Annotated in this window: 20 protein-coding genes and 1 pseudogene; 5 read left to right on the forward strand and 16 right to left on the reverse strand. The window is 42.0% G+C overall.

Going from position 1 to position 15,712, the window contains the following annotated elements; translation table 11 throughout:
• Nucleotides 1-317: 317 nt before the first annotated feature.
• The 9 genes from ELR57_RS22665 to ELR57_RS22705 form a co-directional block, all read right to left on the reverse strand.
• The gene (locus ELR57_RS22665) at nt 318-1,094 is read right to left on the reverse strand and encodes a hypothetical protein (RefSeq protein ID WP_126961374.1); all 777 of its coding nucleotides are present in this window, start codon (nt 1,092-1,094) and stop codon (nt 318-320) included.
• A gap of 24 nt (nt 1,095-1,118) precedes the next feature.
• Nucleotides 1,119-2,369, reverse strand: coding sequence for a potassium channel family protein (locus tag ELR57_RS22670; RefSeq protein WP_126961375.1), 1,251 nt, complete (start codon nt 2,367-2,369; stop codon nt 1,119-1,121).
• Between the two features lie 384 nt (nt 2,370-2,753).
• Complete coding sequence (locus ELR57_RS22675) at nt 2,754-2,936, reverse strand: hypothetical protein (RefSeq protein ID WP_126961376.1); 183 nt, start codon at nt 2,934-2,936, stop codon at nt 2,754-2,756.
• 449 nt (nt 2,937-3,385) lie between these two features.
• Nucleotides 3,386-3,742, reverse strand: coding sequence for a hypothetical protein (locus tag ELR57_RS22680; RefSeq protein WP_126961377.1), 357 nt, complete (start codon nt 3,740-3,742; stop codon nt 3,386-3,388).
• A gap of 1,028 nt (nt 3,743-4,770) precedes the next feature.
• Complete coding sequence (locus ELR57_RS22685) at nt 4,771-5,142, reverse strand: LytTR family DNA-binding domain-containing protein (RefSeq protein ID WP_126961378.1); 372 nt, start codon at nt 5,140-5,142, stop codon at nt 4,771-4,773.
• 14 nt (nt 5,143-5,156) lie between these two features.
• Nucleotides 5,157-5,282, reverse strand: coding sequence for a cyclic lactone autoinducer peptide (locus tag ELR57_RS22690; RefSeq protein ID WP_126961379.1), 126 nt, complete (start codon nt 5,280-5,282; stop codon nt 5,157-5,159).
• Between the two features lie 5 nt (nt 5,283-5,287).
• A complete protein-coding gene (locus ELR57_RS22695) occupies nt 5,288-5,803 on the reverse strand; it encodes an accessory gene regulator ArgB-like protein (protein WP_126961380.1) in 516 nt (171 codons plus the stop codon).
• Nucleotides 5,800-6,426, reverse strand: coding sequence for a hypothetical protein (locus ELR57_RS22700; protein WP_126961381.1), 627 nt, complete (start codon nt 6,424-6,426; stop codon nt 5,800-5,802). The genes ELR57_RS22695 and ELR57_RS22700 overlap by 4 nt, the downstream gene beginning before the upstream one ends.
• Nucleotides 6,427-6,594: 168 nt before the next feature.
• Nucleotides 6,595-7,161, reverse strand: coding sequence for a TolB family protein (locus ELR57_RS22705; protein ID WP_126961382.1), 567 nt, complete (start codon nt 7,159-7,161; stop codon nt 6,595-6,597).
• Nucleotides 7,162-7,420: 259 nt separating this feature from the next.
• On the opposite strand from ELR57_RS22705, the gene tnpA reads away from it, so the two are divergent.
• From tnpA to tnpC, 3 genes are all read left to right on the forward strand, one after another.
• A complete protein-coding gene (gene tnpA, locus ELR57_RS22710; protein WP_126961383.1) occupies nt 7,421-7,747 on the forward strand; it encodes an IS66 family insertion sequence element accessory protein TnpA in 327 nt (108 codons plus the stop codon).
• Nucleotides 7,741-8,097, forward strand: coding sequence for an IS66 family insertion sequence element accessory protein TnpB (gene tnpB / locus ELR57_RS22715; RefSeq protein ID WP_126961384.1), 357 nt, complete (start codon nt 7,741-7,743; stop codon nt 8,095-8,097). Before tnpA ends, tnpB begins: the two co-directional genes overlap by 7 nt.
• A 66-nt stretch (nt 8,098-8,163) precedes the next feature.
• On the forward strand, nt 8,164-9,741 hold the full coding sequence (gene tnpC / locus ELR57_RS22720) for an IS66 family transposase (protein WP_126961385.1): 1,578 nt from the start codon (nt 8,164-8,166) through the stop codon (nt 9,739-9,741).
• 176 nt (nt 9,742-9,917) lie between these two features.
• Here the strand turns inward: tnpC and ELR57_RS22725 are convergent, their stop codons facing one another.
• From ELR57_RS22725 to ELR57_RS27960, 3 genes are all read right to left on the reverse strand, one after another.
• Nucleotides 9,918-10,301 (reverse strand): DUF4183 domain-containing protein, encoded by a 384-nt coding sequence (locus ELR57_RS22725; RefSeq protein ID WP_126961386.1) that lies wholly within the window; start codon nt 10,299-10,301, stop codon nt 9,918-9,920.
• 94 nt (nt 10,302-10,395) lie between these two features.
• Nucleotides 10,396-10,626, reverse strand: coding sequence for a DUF4183 domain-containing protein (locus ELR57_RS28740; RefSeq protein WP_158630138.1), 231 nt, complete (start codon nt 10,624-10,626; stop codon nt 10,396-10,398).
• Nucleotides 10,627-10,795: 169 nt separating this feature from the next.
• On the reverse strand, nt 10,796-10,969 hold the full coding sequence (locus tag ELR57_RS27960; protein WP_158630139.1) for a hypothetical protein: 174 nt from the start codon (nt 10,967-10,969) through the stop codon (nt 10,796-10,798).
• 183 nt (nt 10,970-11,152) lie between these two features.
• On the opposite strand from ELR57_RS27960, the pseudogene ELR57_RS22735 reads away from it, so the two are divergent.
• Nucleotides 11,153-11,616, forward strand: a pseudogene (locus ELR57_RS22735) (glutamate synthase-related protein); the annotation flags it as partial.
• Nucleotides 11,617-11,725: 109 nt separating this feature from the next.
• On the opposite strand, the gene ELR57_RS22740 reads toward ELR57_RS22735, so the two are convergent.
• Nucleotides 11,726-12,682, reverse strand: a complete 957-nt coding sequence (locus tag ELR57_RS22740) for a hypothetical protein (protein WP_126961388.1) — start codon at nt 12,680-12,682, stop codon at nt 11,726-11,728.
• A gap of 249 nt (nt 12,683-12,931) precedes the next feature.
• Between ELR57_RS22740 and ELR57_RS22745 the strand changes: the two genes are divergently transcribed.
• Nucleotides 12,932-13,129: a helix-turn-helix domain-containing protein gene (locus tag ELR57_RS22745; protein ID WP_238162660.1), complete on the forward strand. Its 198-nt coding sequence runs from the start codon at nt 12,932-12,934 to the stop codon at nt 13,127-13,129.
• A 287-nt stretch (nt 13,130-13,416) separates the two neighbouring features.
• Here ELR57_RS22745 and ELR57_RS22750 read toward each other — a convergent pair whose 3' ends face one another.
• From ELR57_RS22750 to ELR57_RS22760, 3 genes are read right to left on the reverse strand one after another with little or no spacing between them, the layout of a single operon-like run.
• Complete coding sequence (locus tag ELR57_RS22750; protein ID WP_126961390.1) at nt 13,417-13,686, reverse strand: hypothetical protein; 270 nt, start codon at nt 13,684-13,686, stop codon at nt 13,417-13,419.
• A gap of 39 nt (nt 13,687-13,725) precedes the next feature.
• Nucleotides 13,726-14,319, reverse strand: a complete 594-nt coding sequence (locus ELR57_RS22755; protein WP_126961391.1) for a gamma-glutamylcyclotransferase family protein — start codon at nt 14,317-14,319, stop codon at nt 13,726-13,728.
• Between the two features lie 34 nt (nt 14,320-14,353).
• Complete coding sequence (locus ELR57_RS22760) at nt 14,354-15,301, reverse strand: amidoligase family protein (protein ID WP_238162661.1); 948 nt, start codon at nt 15,299-15,301, stop codon at nt 14,354-14,356.
• Nucleotides 15,302-15,712 lie beyond the last annotated feature (411 nt).

Here is a 15,712-nt window from a genome sequence, read left to right on the forward strand (position 1 = left end):
GAAAGTGTTCTTTTAACGACCGGTTACGCTGCAGATTAGTTCCTTTTATTGTAATGAAAACAGGTACCCCCGATTGGAGAAGAGAAGGTGGGGAATGGCGTGTAACGGCTTGTTAGCGAACAAGAATCAGTATTAAAGCCACCAGTACCATTGAATCGATTTGAGAGCCTTTTTAAAGCTGTGTCTTAAACCATAGATATTTTAACGGCTACAGAAATAAAGACAGCATAAGACTCGATTAGCGAGTTTTATACTGTCCGATTTTCGTAGATATCAAGCAAGATAAGATGGATTTTACTAAATCATTTCGATATTAACTAACGTTGAACTCCCTGTTTAAGAATACTATAAACTTTGTTTTTAATATCTGTGTCTTCAATTACTTGCGTTGCGAAAGCATACCATTTCCTTAGATCGATATCCTTATCTTTAACCCTGTCTCCTAACACAAAATACGAACCGTCTTCTCTGTAGTTAAGTTCAAAAACTATGTAACGTATGCTCTGACTCGAATGTTTCTGACCGCTAAAAATGCCGAGGTTTATGAGTTTGATTTTGTTTTCATTTGAACTCCACTCTAAGACATGTCTGTACTCAGAAATTATCATAGCTCTTTCGCTGTCTAGGCATACTCCGCTCTTACGATAAATAGGCTCTTTATCTGAGTTAAGAACAGAGATATCTTGAATTTCTATTTCAAATCTAAGGTCTGGGTTGAGTATGTTATCCATATCAAGGAGAAAGTACTCATCTCCAAAACAATTGTCTTTTGTGAATTGGCTACGTAACCTTTCAATGTTAGATCGCAAGTGCGTTTCGGCTCTGCTTCTTAAAGCTACCATCTCGGATGAAAGCGATTCTCTTAACAGCTTTCTCTTTTCATCACTAAAATGATATTGCATCCACAATGGAATTATATCCGCACTTTTTGCTGTAAAATCAATAATTACTGACTCGGTTTCGCCATGGAATGTTACACGGTGCAAATGGCGAGGCAAGTCAAATTTCACATGTTCATTATATTCTGTAGTATGTATTGGCTTTATAAACTCCATAATATAGGAGAGACTGGTGTTAATAAATTTGATCTCCATCTAGATCCTCCCTCAACAAACATTTCAATATCTGAACCACTTCCTCAAAGTAAGTGCAACCAAGCTGCCACAAGTGATATACCCCAATACCTGCTCTATTATCACCAACAATTTTGCCCAAGCATTATTAGGTGAAATATCCCCGTAGACACTTGTAAGTAATGTAGTGCTATTGAAATATAAAGTTGAAACCATCTTGCTCCAGATCGGATCATCCGGTAGTATCCCTTTTAGTTCAATCGGACTCCAACTATAAGGGTACATTAAGATGAAGAATATGACTTGCACGGTTAAATACAATTTAAGAAGTCGGAAGGGCTTCTCACCGAAACCAGTATAATAATCCATAACCTTATGCCAGTATAGATTTGCTCCTCTAATTTGGTTAGCTTTGTACTTCATGAAAAGATAAATCGTATCACTCATTTTATCTAACTCACCAATGTTTCTAAATACCGCTATCCTTCCAAGCATGACATATCTAAAAAAGGCATCATAATTTCTATCCGTATAGCGGGGAAGGTTCTCGTAAAAATAATAGATACAACCACTATACTTCAAGAAAAGAGCCGGCACTTCTGTCTTTAGCTTTTCAAAATCACTATCGTAGTTATTGTAAAGGGTCTCAAGATGATGCAATTCGGTTTCTGTAGTCCCAATTCCCATAAATGGATAATAATAATCCCCTTTATATGTATACCAGTCAACTATTTCCTCTACAACAACTCTAAATTCTATTGTCTTGAACTTAGACCTAAATCGTCCTTCGAATAAGTCTATTAGCTGGCTGTCAAGTTCTCCTTTCTTTTCTTTAGCTATCCCTGATATTGTTGAAAGCCTTGTTAGAATTGACAAAATTGACTTGATCTCATCTAATCTCTTGTACGAAGAAAATAGATCAAAGAACTTCTTCCAAAGGTCTATAATCTCCTGTTGGTATTCATTTAAATTTTCTTTGCAATCCCAGTAATACATTACTTCAAACTCAAAATTGTTAATGGCTATTTTATCTGGAGCAGTGGCTTCCTCATCAGAAAATGCATAAAAAAATGATGCCAGCTTGCTTTTTCCATATTTCTCATAGTGAATATATTCTTCAAGTGTCTTATTTTTTAATTCATCCTTAACCGCAGGTCGTTTGTAATTGATATAAAAGAGCTCCTTGTCTCTCAGTGCGGATCTTTTAGCCTCTAGTTTTCTATAAGACAGGTACGCAATGATTAATAAAATAATTATGACAAGGAAAATTGAAAAGCCAATCTTAACTGATTCCATCTAAAGCTCCTCCTGCATCTGCTTCTCACAATCATCTCTGGTTGCCCCAAGCTCATCATTCAACTAGAGGATTTTGCCATCCCCCTTAAACAGCTCAACTTCAAAACCAAACTAACGATTAAAATGAGCCGACCGATCAACATGGTCCAAATCTACACCTACTAGCCTACCGCTAATGAACTTGATCTCTTTGCCAGCTTCAAGATCTCTCCCATGACAAGGAAACCGTATCCCTGTTTTATGTGATTACCTTCGATTTGAATATCGGCTATAGGGTCAGGGATCATCCCCTCCCCCCCCTTATTGGAAATAATACGAATCCGAAAAGTAATATTAATATTGTCTTGATCGTCGCCATAATACAAGCGATATATGATGACTCGTTCAATATGCTTGTTGGTCGAGAGTTGAGGATTCGATGCCCTTCAATTCTATCTTGGACGTTTGCCACCCTACCTCGTATTCGATATCACCTTTTCTCTGTAAAGGAAAAGTTTTATAATTGCGCTTTAGCTTCAGATCTTCGAGCGGGTCGCTGTCACCGAAAATCCCTTTCAGGACATCCATGAGCTTTAACTTCTCGTCGTCATTCGGTTGACCCACCTTTCAAAGGCAGGAACCCCCTTATAGCCCGAAGCCACGTCCTACTCCATAATTCAACGAGCTACCTCCCAATACCTTCCACCAATACGACGTAATTCAACATAAAAAGAGACAGCACTAATACGCTGTCTCCAACTGTTATCATTTAAAAAAAATTCCATATTTAGAAAATCGTTACCTTATCCTTCAAATCAACCGATAAATTCTTGATTATATGCTGCGCGGCGGATAAAGTATGGTCGCCAAAGTCACAGATCACCGAAAAGCCTCAGTTGGGTTTATCGACTTCACCTTGGACTTGCCTTCAAGGTGACCTTGCAAACTCTAATGTTTCTCAGTTAATACCCCAGATAAAAACAAACAAAAAGACGGTGCCGTTGGACACCATCTCCATTGGTCTCTTTAATTCACCACTATTCAACGCTCACTTCTTTGCCAACCACTCTTGATTTGATGAACTGGTACCTGGGTATGCTGAAGAACTCATTCGCCCATGTTCTAAAGCTGTCAAGATCTTTTAAAACTATTGGTGGATTCCCGTTGGCTCTAGTGAAAATGATCTTGTTCCCGTTCTTGAGACATTCAATAGAAGCTTGTATAAACGATCTAATCTCATTCAGGGCAACTTCCGAATCATTTACCTGATAACTTCTTTTATCGAAATCCTTTTCGATCTCTTCTTCCTGACAATTGGCTGCATTATCACAGAACCTATTAAAGTCAATCGTTACATTTCCGTCAATGATTTGGTACTGCGTGATCGTAACCACTAGTTGTCACCTCCGGAGGTCTACTTATTCCAGTCTATGAAAAAAACTGATTTATAGAATATGATTCGATTTTCTCTCTCAACAGAAACTGTATGCATCTCCCATTTTACTTGCTTCTCGTTGTTGGGACAAGTGGGTAGACTGGGTGGGTGGAGGGATGGGGATGATCGAGGAGAATGAGCCTAATTGCTTAAGTTGTTGAGTTCAGGTGACCTACCCGAAATCGACATCTTTCTCTTGTTTTGATCTCGTGATTCTTTGCATTCTCTGTCTTGTTTATATATTTTATCTTCGGAATTGGGTGTTGAAGTTTAATCCTTCTGCACCATTGCTGTAGAAATGAACCGAATAATCTCCCTTACCCCCGAAACTACTAACATCCCTAGACCAAGAAGCGAAGTACTTATCTGTACTCTTCGTTCCGTCAGCACTTCTTAAATCGACTGGATGCGCCCCGAAGCATGCCCTGATCTGCGCAAAAAACACATCATCTGGAACTATCTCATTAAATACCGAATGATCTTTCTTTAATTGGTACTCCAGCTCAAATACAGGATAGATCTGCACGATAGCTTGGATGGCAAGATCGTAAGTCATAATCAACTGAAGAACATTTAGTGACCGGACATCGTCATGAGAATGGTGCAAATCGATGTATGGCAACCCGTTCAGATAGCCAGTCCTTTACTGAGCAAATCAGATAGGGTTCTTGCCGTTGTAGTCACTGTATGTGTTAATCAAGAAATCGTCATGATCGCTTATGGCTTGCTTGAACTCCTCAAGCAAGGAGCTGTCAAGAATATACGGATTCATGCTTTACCCCCATTCAACAATGTGTACATAATCAATTTTAGCTCTCAAGCACCTTCTGCTTGGGTGGTCGGGTGCTGCCACATATGGGCAAGCCTCATGTCCAAGTGTACGGTGTAGTTTTTTAACGGAGTATCAATTTAGCCCCTGCGTTCTTTTTCATATCACCTTATCTATACGAAAAAAATCAGCCGCTCCTGAAGGAGTGGCTGATGCGCCTATACGAAAGCAATGCCGTGTACCATCTTAAACTCTGATTTAAGTGCTTGGAAATGCACTTGCGCCAACGTTATGCTTTTTGATTTATCACTGATCTCCGATTCGAAGTATGCTTTTGAAAATATCGTATCCAGCAACTTAATTTTGGGCACATTGACAAGAATATTCCGGTCCACCATTCGGAAATCATAACCAGCCGCTTGTAATGCTTCTTCGTAATGCGACAGACTACCAGGAACAAAAAACTCTTGTTCCATCGTATGAACTGACACGTATTTCTTATCGTGCTGTAGGAAAAGAACATCTTCAATCGGAAGGTTACTTACTTCAATCTTCCCAACATCCCGATCCCGAGTTACGAACAGTTTCATTCGACCATCTCCGATTATTGTTTCAGCAATTCTTTCGGAGTCTCATCTTGATGAATGTAAGACCAACTTGCAGTGCAAACGATCGTGACAGCGATCATGCCTAATACTGTTGCCAGTGTCCCGAACAATTTTCGCTTCATTCGTTTCACCCCCTTCTCCTAATCAGTGTTAACCCCTGAACAAGAAAAGCTGTGCTCAAAACAGGGAAATGTAGGGCAAAATTTGTTGAAACAATCAGGATTGAAAGCAATTTGAGGATCGGAAAGTACTTTGCCGGGATTCTAGTTTGCTTCTCGATCCGTGACGGTGCAAATATTAAGGCGAGTATTAACGCAATTACCGTAATCCGACTCGACACAGCTTGTCCGAAATCAGCGAATGAAATTAAGGTAATGCCAAGAGTTGATACGATAATGCACCAGGTTCCAGATTTAAGGTGAAACCCACCGGATACCTGCCTTAGTAATGCAAACCCAATTAATACAATAATAACCTCTGACAATTTTCCAGTAAAGAGGCTGACTATCAAAGAAAAGCCAATAATAAAAAAGGTATTTAAGATCGCAGAGAGCGCGTACTTTAATACCTCAACACTTTGCGGAGAATCTGGAGCAGCCTTCTTAATCCTAACTGCGAAGTTTCGAGAGAGCTTATTGATCACTTAACTGTTTCCTTTCGGAAGGAATAGTATAGAAAAACCATTAGTACCCCAGCTAAGATCAAAAGATTTGTAAAAACTACCCTCAGCATCATCATCATTACGAGCAACACCAAAAAGATGATGACGAACGATACAATAAATGTTTTTTCCCACCTGAATCGAATTTTCTCGAATTTAAAAGAGAATCCAAAACCGAACTTGTATAGTAACCATCCTATACTTGTTCCAATTAATCCAGTCATTAACTGAACAATGTAACCCATATAGACATCAAGTTGAACCTCGGCAACCGAAAATCCAGACATGATAATTAGGGTTTGAATCAACATATATCCTGTGAATCCCACAATCAACATAGCCAAAGCACCTAATACAGGGATTCGGATAAAAATCATAAAAAATAGAGCTGTAAGAACCAGATTAAATATTGGGGATAAAGATGTTAGTGAAAGTTCATCCCTAATAAAGTAACTTTGAAGATTTATTGCAACGTTCATTATCAAACAAGACCAAAAATAAGCAAAAAAATTATAACGATAAATGAACAAACTAAGCGCAAATACTGCAAAGCCTTCAAAAGTAGAGAAGGTAATATACCCAAAAAAGTCCCATAATTTTGTCATATTATCTCCTCAATATGTATTGCTCATCAAGTACAATATTAAGGTAAAAAATACTATTACACAATAAAAATTAGCCTCACTATTTCAATTTGCCTCTCAATAAGAAAGGCAGAATAGAACTCATAAACGAGTTATATTCTGCCCATTTTTTCTACTCCCAAGATGTTTTTATTCGCCTGATTTAATTCCAAGATCGACCATAGATATAACCTTACCTTCAAAGTTTAAGTGATAAGCAAAGCCTGTACTATGTTGACGAAAGTATATCCCGCTTGGCAGAACATGAATGGAATCCACGTAAGATTCAGACATAGTTTCTTCTATGTTTAGTTCTTTAGGAGCTATACTCGATCCTATATTATATCGAAGAATGTTCTTTCCGTCTGTATAATAGACGTAATCACCATTTACGTTATACGACTTCTCTAATGGTAAGTCCATAACCTTCTCTTCATTGGCATTTTCGATATTCAACCTTAACAAAGAACCATTCTTATTATAATATATCCAGCCTCCGGAGATTTGGTAAGAACTTATTGATTCGGTTAGTTTTTGAGGATTACTGCCATCAAGGTTTGCCTTAAATAGACCTTTATTCAATGTATAGAAAATTGCATTCTTATCAACCCATACGTTTTGAATAGCTTTATTAATATCATTTGTAATAACTCGCTTACCATCTAAATCTGTTAAATAGATGTCCTCTTTTGTTGAAGTGGAAAGGTTGGGTTCCAATCGATTAATCCAGTATGTTTTATCCTTAAGGACGTTCAAGCCTCTATCAGTGCTATCATTTCCGACGTTTATTGTATCTACCGGATATTGCCGTATATACCCCACGCGATCTCCAGTTGAGTTACTATTGAGAGCATTAATATAAGTAACGTGGTCTCCAATTACATTAATATCGTAAGCGTAAAACCCTACACACCTTCAAGAACTCAAATTTTATGTGAGAGAATGAGAGTAGCTTAATCCAATCGGAGGTTGCCCTATGACAACTAAAGAACAGCGTCGCCAAGAATGGACAGCCCGTATCGCGGACTACAAAGCAAGTGGGCTTACAATGTCAGCGTGGTGCGATGCCCATCATGTTACAAAAGAGCAGTTGAAGTATTGGCTCCGCAAACTTAAAGTAGTTCCTTCTGAGGTCGTAACTACCCCTACACACTGGGTGCCGCTAACAGTTGCTGATTCCATCCAATTTACCAACCATGCTTCCCTTGTCGTTTACATCGGTCCAGCCCGTATTGAGATCCGCTCTGGCTTCGACCCAAGGTTGCTAAGAGAAGTCGTGCAAGCTCTGGAAGCGCCATGCTAACATTATCCGGTGTCCAGCACGTCTATCTTGCGTCTGGATCAACAGATCTGCGCAAGTCCATCGACGGATTAGCCGCCATCGTGCAGGAAGGCTTCGGGCTCAATCCCTTTTCGCCATGCTTGTTCGTGTTCTGCAATCGCGAGCGAAACAAACTCAAAATTTTGCACTGGGAACACAACGGGTTCTGGCTGTTTTACCGCCGCCTTGAACGCGGCACGTTTCAGTGGCCACGCGCAAGCACGGACACGGCAACAACCATCTCTTCCCGCGAGCTTCGTTGGCTGCTGGATGGACTTTCGCTTAGTCAGCGGCAGGCACACCCGAAAGTCACGGCCGAAACGGTCGTTTAACTCGAATTCGATTTATCGCCATACCCTGCAGCAGGGATAAAGCGACATTCACTGAATCTATACGGTATGGAAAATCGAGCGGATACCTTAACGACAATCAAACAACTGGAACAGCAAAACGCGAAGCAGGAGCAACAAATTGCAGAGCTTACTGCTAAGCTCAAATGGTACGAGGAGCAGTTCCGTCTTGCGCAACAAAAACGCTTCGGTGCATCAAGCGAGAAGACGAGCCCCGATCAATTGGAGCTGAATCTGTTCAACGAAGCCGAGGTACTCGCAACGCCTAAAGGGCAAGAGCCGCCGACGGAGCAAGTAACTTACGAGCGCCGAAAATCGACCGGTAAGCGCGAAGCGGATCTGGAACGTTTGCCGATTGAGACCGTGACCTATGAACTCAGTGAAACGGATCAGCTCTGCTCGTGCTGTGGCGGCGCGCTCCATGAGATGAGTACCGAGACACGCAGCGAGATCGCCATTGTGCCGCCTCAAGTCAAGGTCATCCGACATGTGCGTCAGGTCTATTCCTGTCGACATTGTGAGCGCGAAGACATTCAGACGCCTATCGTCACGGCGCCGATGCCGAGGCCAGTCTATCCGGGGAGCCTCGCTTCTCCGTCGATTCTGGCGCATATCATGTGCCAGAAGTACGTGGACAGCTTGCCGCTTTATCGACAGGAGCAGCAGTTCGCCCGTTTGGGCTTTCCATTGTCCCGGCAAACGATGGCGAACTGGATGATTTATGGCGCGGAGCAGTGGTTGTCCCTCATGGTCGATGCCATAAAGGCGTATTTGCTCCGGCAGGAGACATTACATGCAGATGAGACGACACTGCAGGTGCTGCGCGAACCGGGAAGATCGGCTGAATCCACATCGTATCTGTGGCTCTACCGGACTGGCCGAGGCGTATCGCCGGCTGTGCTCTATGACTACCAGATGACACGGGGCGGTGAACACCCCCGGGACTTCTTAACCGGCTTTAAGGGGTATCTGCATGTGGACGGCTATCCAGGCTACCATAAAGTCGCTGGTGTTACACTAGTCGGATGCTGGGCACATGCCCGGCGCAAATATGACGAAGCGTTAAAAGCGTCGCCAGAGAAGAAGGGGCAATCGGACACGGCGGCGGGACAGGGGCTGACGTATTGCAATGCGCTCTTCGCCATTGAACGCGACTTGAAGGATGCCACGCCGGAAGAACGGCATGCAGTAAGACAAGAACGAAGCCTTCCGGTATTGGAGGCTTATTCGAAATGGCTCCATCAGCAGCGATCGCGAACGCTTCCGAAAAGTTTGGTTGGACAAGCAATCACCTACAGTCTGAATCAGTGGGAGAAGCTCACCGCTTTTTTGAAGGACGGAAGGCTTGAGATCGATAACAATCGCAGCGAGAGGTCGATCAAGCCGTTTGTCATTGGGAGAAAAAATTGGCTATTTGCTAACACGCCAAGAGGCGCGAAGGCCAGTGCAGCGATATACAGTATCATCGAGACGGCGAAGGAGAATGGACTGCATCCGTTTAAGTACCTCATGCATCTTTTTGAGAAATTGCCGCAGCTCGAGGATCCCCGTGATCCGAAGTCGCTGGAGCCGTTTTTGCCTTGGTCATCGTCTATTCCACTGATGTGCCGTGCCTTTATTTCGTGATAAATCTATAACAGCCCCAGTCAATGATAGGCCTGGGGCTATTGACGTTTACCTTTAAAAAAACTTGAGCTAGTTGTTATTTCTTTTGTAAATAAAAAAATTCGAAACCCACATCCAGGGAACAAGATGTGGGCGATTTACAAGCGAGTGACGGACCTGGCAGCGGAGGGGTTCGTTTACGTTGTAACCGTTACGGTGGAGGTAGGGGCGAAGTTTAAAACCTCCAACACAATCGGCGAGTCAGCAGGAATCGGGTCTCCGCCTGCAGGGACGGCAATCGCGAGCGATCCGACGCCCGTAGCGCCGGCGGTATACGTCGAAATATCTTCCATCTGCATAACACCGTTGACATAAACGTTGAACAAGCTGTTATTCGCGCTCAATGCAGGCAGCGCTGTAACTGCTGCACCGGAATCGTCGAAGAAAGAGGCTGCATCAATCGTTAAAGTTGCACCCGCTGCGGTTGAACCTGTCGTGACATTGAAAAACCTCGTGGGGGTAGGTACGGTATTAACAGTAGACGTTGCGGTTACGAGCAGTTTCATAAGCTGTAATGCCATATTTCATAACCTCCTTACGTTAATTAATTATATTACATTATCACTTTATTCACCCCTGAGGAAAGGGACAGGGCTAAGCTTCCGTTACAAAAATCTAATTATGGCTCAACTCCATTTTAAAACCGACTGACTCAATGATGATAGTGCTTCCTGCCGCGATTTGCTGGTCTGCCGCTGCGAATAAAAGCCCATTGGCATCCACGTGGTACATTTCCCCTTCTTGCATGATCCCATTGACGAATAGATTTACATAACCTTCCTGATTGATATTGGAGAACTCCTGGACGGCCTCCCCGTTATCCCCTACAAATAGACTGGCTTCCAAAACCTGTCCGCTTGCTAAGTCTAGGTCAGAAGAAGCGATATGGAAATAGCGCCTTACGATTGGTCTGACACGAATAAGAAGAAGAATAAGCCGAACCTCGCGGGCTTTCGGGCAAAAGCGATGCTTTCGTGGCCAGCAGCTTCGTTTGCTGCGTTGGTTCTTCCGTCGTTTAATCTGCCGCTGTAAGCAGCATTTCTTTTTCCGGGAACGAGCCACACAGGCCCTTAGCAGCCTCCGGAGTGTTTTGCTCGGTACGCGGATCGTGCAGGGCATGTCGACACCTTCTCCCGTTATGTTGAATCGGAATAATATATGCAGCAGCGATAACTGCAGCTATGGACATCTACCCGAACTTCCTCCATTTAATTCTTGATGGGATTACTTCTAGCTACAGCAGGCAAACCCCTTATTTGAAATAATTATCACCTTGCTTATTCATATCAAATAGTCCTGCTAATTTAGCGTAAACAGAAATATTACCATGTTAAAACGGAATGAAGGTGCCGGATGACCTAAAAAAATTGGTCCTATTTTTGAAGATGATTTTGTGCTTCTGACCATTTATGCGTTATCACGTACAATACAATATCTGAATAAGCACGGGGTAAAAAATAAAATCAGCTTATTGGTTGGAGGGGGATTTAATACGCCAGGTGAATGTTTAAAGGCGTTGGCTTTGGGAGCGGATGCCGTGTATATGGGCACGGCATTTATCTGGGCGATGACGCACGATCAAATTTGCAAAACCATTCCTTGGGAACCGCCCACACAACTCGTTTTCTATTCAGGTAAGAAGAAAAATAAATTTGCTGAACAGGCAGTTGCGCATTATTTGGAGAATTTTATAAAATCTTGTACTGAGGAAATGAAAGAGGCCGTTCGTACGCTTGGAAAGCGTTCCATACAGGAAGTAAACAGAGAGGATTTGGTGGCCACGATGAATTAACAAGTAACATAACAAAAGTACGTCTTGCTTATGAGAATGATTAGATGAAACAATGATTTGGCTAAAGATAATTGCATAAAATCTTTTTGCGTTAGAACAATGCGCATATCACCGTAGCTAATGTAAGGGTTCTCGTCGCGAAGCATTTGACGCTTACTTAATATCTGAAACTGGACCCTTCTCTCTCTTTAGATTTTCAAACTGCGCTTTTTCAGGAGTATACTTACTAAGACCCCACATAGATAAATAAACTGTATCTCCGCTCTGAGTAAAGTATCCGCCATTTGCATAGTTTCCTGAACTATTCCCGCGTGAAGAATCCCACACGATATCTTCTTTCTTATAAGTGTACGGGCTTAGAGCTTCCTCATTCACTGTGATGGTCTGGTCTTTGTCATTACGACTAACAACTAAGCTAATACCGTCTTGACCAATTTCGAAAGATTTGGGAAATGCCCCTTTTAGATTAAATTTTGTTGGTTTCAAAAAGCCATCTCTACCCCAAACATAGAATCCGTCCTTAGCAATCGCCGCAGCTCTAAAATAACCATCTTTAAGATCGAATTTATCGATATTCTTCAAAATTAAGAATGGAGTTGTAATCGTATCTCCAGAGGAACCGTTACCGACTTCGCCGTTTGGGTTCTTTCCCAAACCATAAAGGTCTTTGGATCCATCTTGATCAGCCGTCGAGAACAAAATGGTTTCACCAAGAACTCGAATAAGATCCACATGATCCTGAAGCTGATCGTAATCTCCCCTTTTTAACTCTCCGTCTCTAGCAGAATTATTTCTAGTTAGCAACGTTTGAGCATTGGTGAGAAGATATTTTCCTCCGAAGAGGACTTCTCTTACTCCGTCACCGTTGAAATCGATATAGTCCTTATCGTCATAATTATGAAAGCTTCCATCCTTATCTAACCAGTACTTCATTCCTGCTATTTCGACAGTTTTCCAATCCTTCGTTACATCATCTTTAGACTGCGATGACGTTGTAGTTAGTGTTTTTGTTGACGTTGTCTGACTACCTTCTCTACTATTTTTACAGCCAGATATAGCGATAGTTGCAATCATAGTCAAAGATAAAAATAGTATGTAATGTCTTTTCAAAGCAATTACTCCCCTCAGCTACAAAATGGTTTTAACTAACGGATAGTCCCAATGAAGAATTCAATTCTGTCAACTAGTCAGTATTTTCCAAAGTTTTTTTGTCACACTTTCTCACTCCTGACCTAATCATCAAGTCATAAATAAGTATATTACACGTATTATATTTCGCCAATTATAATTAGTTATTTTAATTTCGCGTATTCGCTACCATTGGGGAAACAAAGCAAGGGGCTGTTTCCTCAAGTGAAAATGAAAGAAATTCGCGAGCAAAGAGGGCTTAGTCAAGAAAAGATCAGTCGCGCCGTTAACATATCTTTGAAGCATTATCAGAACATTGAACATGGAATAACCATGCCTACGGTTAATATAGCTCTTCATATTTGTGAGGTTCTAAAAGTCGATCCTCGAAAAATTGATGAATGGAAGGATCGACGCCCTTCTGTTTAGGGATCTTAATGGGCATAATCTCGGCAAGTCTCAGGAAATGTTGGCTTACAGGGCGGAACTGAACCGGACATATGAGGCGTGGAGCGAGCGCTTAATGTATCTTTCTCGGATACCCCTGCATATCAGTATGAGGATTTTATAGTACTAACACTTACTTGAAGTACCGTTCTACCATCCTCTCTTTACATGAACGTGATCTGGAACTGACTCGAGAAGGTGTGTAAAAAAAGAAATGGCAGTTCAAACCCGAAAAGGCTTCGAACTGCCATGTTTGTTCTCATAACCCTTTAATACTCCTCGGGCAACAGGAACGTGTAGTATTTTGAGTTACCATCATCGCCGTAGATAGCCCATACCTTCACATATGGAGGGAATATTAACTTATCTATAGTACAAAGGTGGTTCTCATTACCATCTGTTACGACCGTATTTCCAGTTTTCGCTTCGAAAGACAGGAAGTATTCATTGTCCTGATACAACCTTGTGACGATGGTAATGATAAGGTTCCAATCCCTGGAGCCAAGCCGCTCAACCCCAGGAGTCGTAACAAATTGCATTGATATCACTCCCCTTCTCATTAATTTAATGGAGAATTTTTATGGCTTTATATTGATCAACCATCTAGCAACTAGGATGCTGCAAACTAACTCGGGATTTTCTTCTTTTAGTCCGTGCATTAATTCTTGCTGCCGCTCATACTTTGCAAACTCGTACTTCTGATATCGGGTATTAGCCTTGAGTGCTGCTCTAACCAGAATGTCTGTGTCGAAGTGATGCTGCTCAGTGTAAGCTTGGAAGAGGATATTATAGGTGGTCAAAGGAATCTTCACGTTGGGTTCGAAATTGGATATCCTTGATGTGTAAACTAAAGCCTTAATTTCATTGCGGGGCATATTGACTTTGATTACCTGATCGGTGATGGCTTCTAGTTTGACGTTAAGATACTCCTTATTAAAATCACCGATATTGATAAATTCGTCATAATCAAGTTTTGATTGAGCCTTCCCTGGTAACTGCCAAACGACCACAGGAACTTTCATATTGGGGTAGGGTTTCATGATTGGGAAACCATAAAAATCAAGATCAAAACCTTCCAAATACCCCTTTCCGACTAGATGGGCGTTAAACTTTCGCTTCATTTCTACTGTATTGATATTGATACCGTATGCAGCATAATAGATCGAACTCATATACAATCACCCTTTTCAAATAGTTGAGGAATTATTAGTTGTTAATTAGATACGGCTCTTTATCAACCTTTGGGTGACGTCTACCGGAGTCACCATCGAGATGCTTTAAGAGCATAAGGCGCATTTCGCGGAATTCCTCTCCTGTCGCTTTAGCCTTCAACAAGAAAACCCGAAATGTAAATTTGTTGTTATTGGACATAGCTATTCGGGTTGTGGCTTTCTTCTGCCGTAGGGCTTGCGCTGTGATAATTAGAGATAGCTGTATGTATGACTTGATCTTAACGGCATCTAGGGAACTGTTAAATAACCTATACTCAATGGCAGTAAACCTTTTACTTAGCAGGTTATGGAGATTCAACACCCGATAACGTGACTCATTCCTTCGCAGGGTTCGGGTCGCCGCGAGTGCGTTAAAGCCGGAATACCACACGTTTGCAAACTCCTCGAATGTCTTCGGTTTGGCTCGGTTTAAAACCTCAATGAACTCCTCCGACAGATCGTTACAGTATTGCTTCTTACGTGACTCACTTACGCGAAGGGCGTTGGTCAGGAGGTGCTGTTTGCTGTAGACCAAGTTGCATAATATACGTAAGGACTTCGGTGTGAATCTCGATGCATCAATGTGGACGTGGATTCCGCAGTTAGCACCGGTTATCGCTCCAGCTGCTTTTAATGCTGAGACAACCCCAAAAAGCATCGGTAGATCGTGATACTGCAGGATCGACGTGACCATTTCGCATTTGTACTCTTCTGTAGCTGGGATAACCGTGTTGCCCTCTTTCTTTTGTGCATCTACGGAATCGTCCCTATCGATCTTCCAAATGCGACCATGCCAATCCGGTATATGATATTCATCATTGTTCCAACCACCAAACATTGCGTAAGTCGTTCCAAAATACTCCACTAATACTTTGGCGGCTTCGAATCGGGTGATACCCGAAAATTCTAATTCAACTCCAAAATCCAAATCATCGAACCCCACTTGCAATGAAAGCCCTCCTAACTTAGCCATGATAAAAGAAGAAAACCACCCTGAGTCGGCGCTCGGGTGGTTGGGTTAGGTTAAACCCCTGACGGTATGGTCAGTTACCAGAGGTTGCGGCTTCTGTAAGTGCACAATACTTATATATCCATCAATAAACTGCATACCAAAGCACCTTATATCCATCGCATTCACCACCCCAAGAAATTACCAATATATTGATCGTTGTGATTCTACCATTATTGTTTTATTGTGACCAGTTTCTCGACCCGCTCAACTCCGAGGGAGTTCAAAAATGTTCAAACCGTTTTTGTGAGAGCTTAGTGGATAAAGAAAAACCACCCTACGAGGGTGGGTGGTTAAGTGCTGCAATATTGAATTAGTCCTGCATTGCTTTTCTGACAGCAAACT

Origin of the sequence: Cohnella sp. AR92 (assembly GCF_003990975.1) — a bacterium.
Classification (GTDB): domain Bacteria; phylum Bacillota; class Bacilli; order Paenibacillales; family Paenibacillaceae; genus Cohnella.

Bases quoted from the DNA above. Each gene is read 5' to 3' on its own strand.
- ELR57_RS22665 (WP_126961374.1), bottom strand. From the start codon at position 1,094: ATGGAGATCAAATTTATTAACACCAGTCTCTCCTATATTATGGAGTTT.
- ELR57_RS22725 (WP_126961386.1), bottom strand. From the start codon at position 10,301: ATGGCATTACAGCTTATGAAACTGCTCGTAACCGCAACGTCTACTGTT.
- tnpB (WP_126961384.1), top strand. From the start codon at position 7,741: ATGCTAACATTATCCGGTGTCCAGCACGTCTATCTTGCGTCTGGATCA.
- ELR57_RS27960 (WP_158630139.1), bottom strand. From the start codon at position 10,969: ATGTCCATAGCTGCAGTTATCGCTGCTGCATATATTATTCCGATTCAA.
- ELR57_RS22690 (WP_126961379.1), bottom strand. From the start codon at position 5,282: ATGAAGCGAAAATTGTTCGGGACACTGGCAACAGTATTAGGCATGATC.
- ELR57_RS22700 (WP_126961381.1), bottom strand. From the start codon at position 6,426: ATGACAAAATTATGGGACTTTTTTGGGTATATTACCTTCTCTACTTTT.
- ELR57_RS22745 (WP_238162660.1), top strand. From the start codon at position 12,932: ATGAAAGAAATTCGCGAGCAAAGAGGGCTTAGTCAAGAAAAGATCAGT.
- tnpC (WP_126961385.1), top strand. From the start codon at position 8,164: ATGGAAAATCGAGCGGATACCTTAACGACAATCAAACAACTGGAACAG.
- ELR57_RS22750 (WP_126961390.1), bottom strand. From the start codon at position 13,686: ATGCAATTTGTTACGACTCCTGGGGTTGAGCGGCTTGGCTCCAGGGAT.
- ELR57_RS22675 (WP_126961376.1), bottom strand. From the start codon at position 2,936: ATGGATGTCCTGAAAGGGATTTTCGGTGACAGCGACCCGCTCGAAGAT.
- ELR57_RS22685 (WP_126961378.1), bottom strand. From the start codon at position 5,142: ATGAAACTGTTCGTAACTCGGGATCGGGATGTTGGGAAGATTGAAGTA.
- tnpA (WP_126961383.1), top strand. From the start codon at position 7,421: ATGACAACTAAAGAACAGCGTCGCCAAGAATGGACAGCCCGTATCGCG.
- ELR57_RS22670 (WP_126961375.1), bottom strand. From the start codon at position 2,369: ATGGAATCAGTTAAGATTGGCTTTTCAATTTTCCTTGTCATAATTATT.
- ELR57_RS22755 (WP_126961391.1), bottom strand. From the start codon at position 14,319: ATGAGTTCGATCTATTATGCTGCATACGGTATCAATATCAATACAGTA.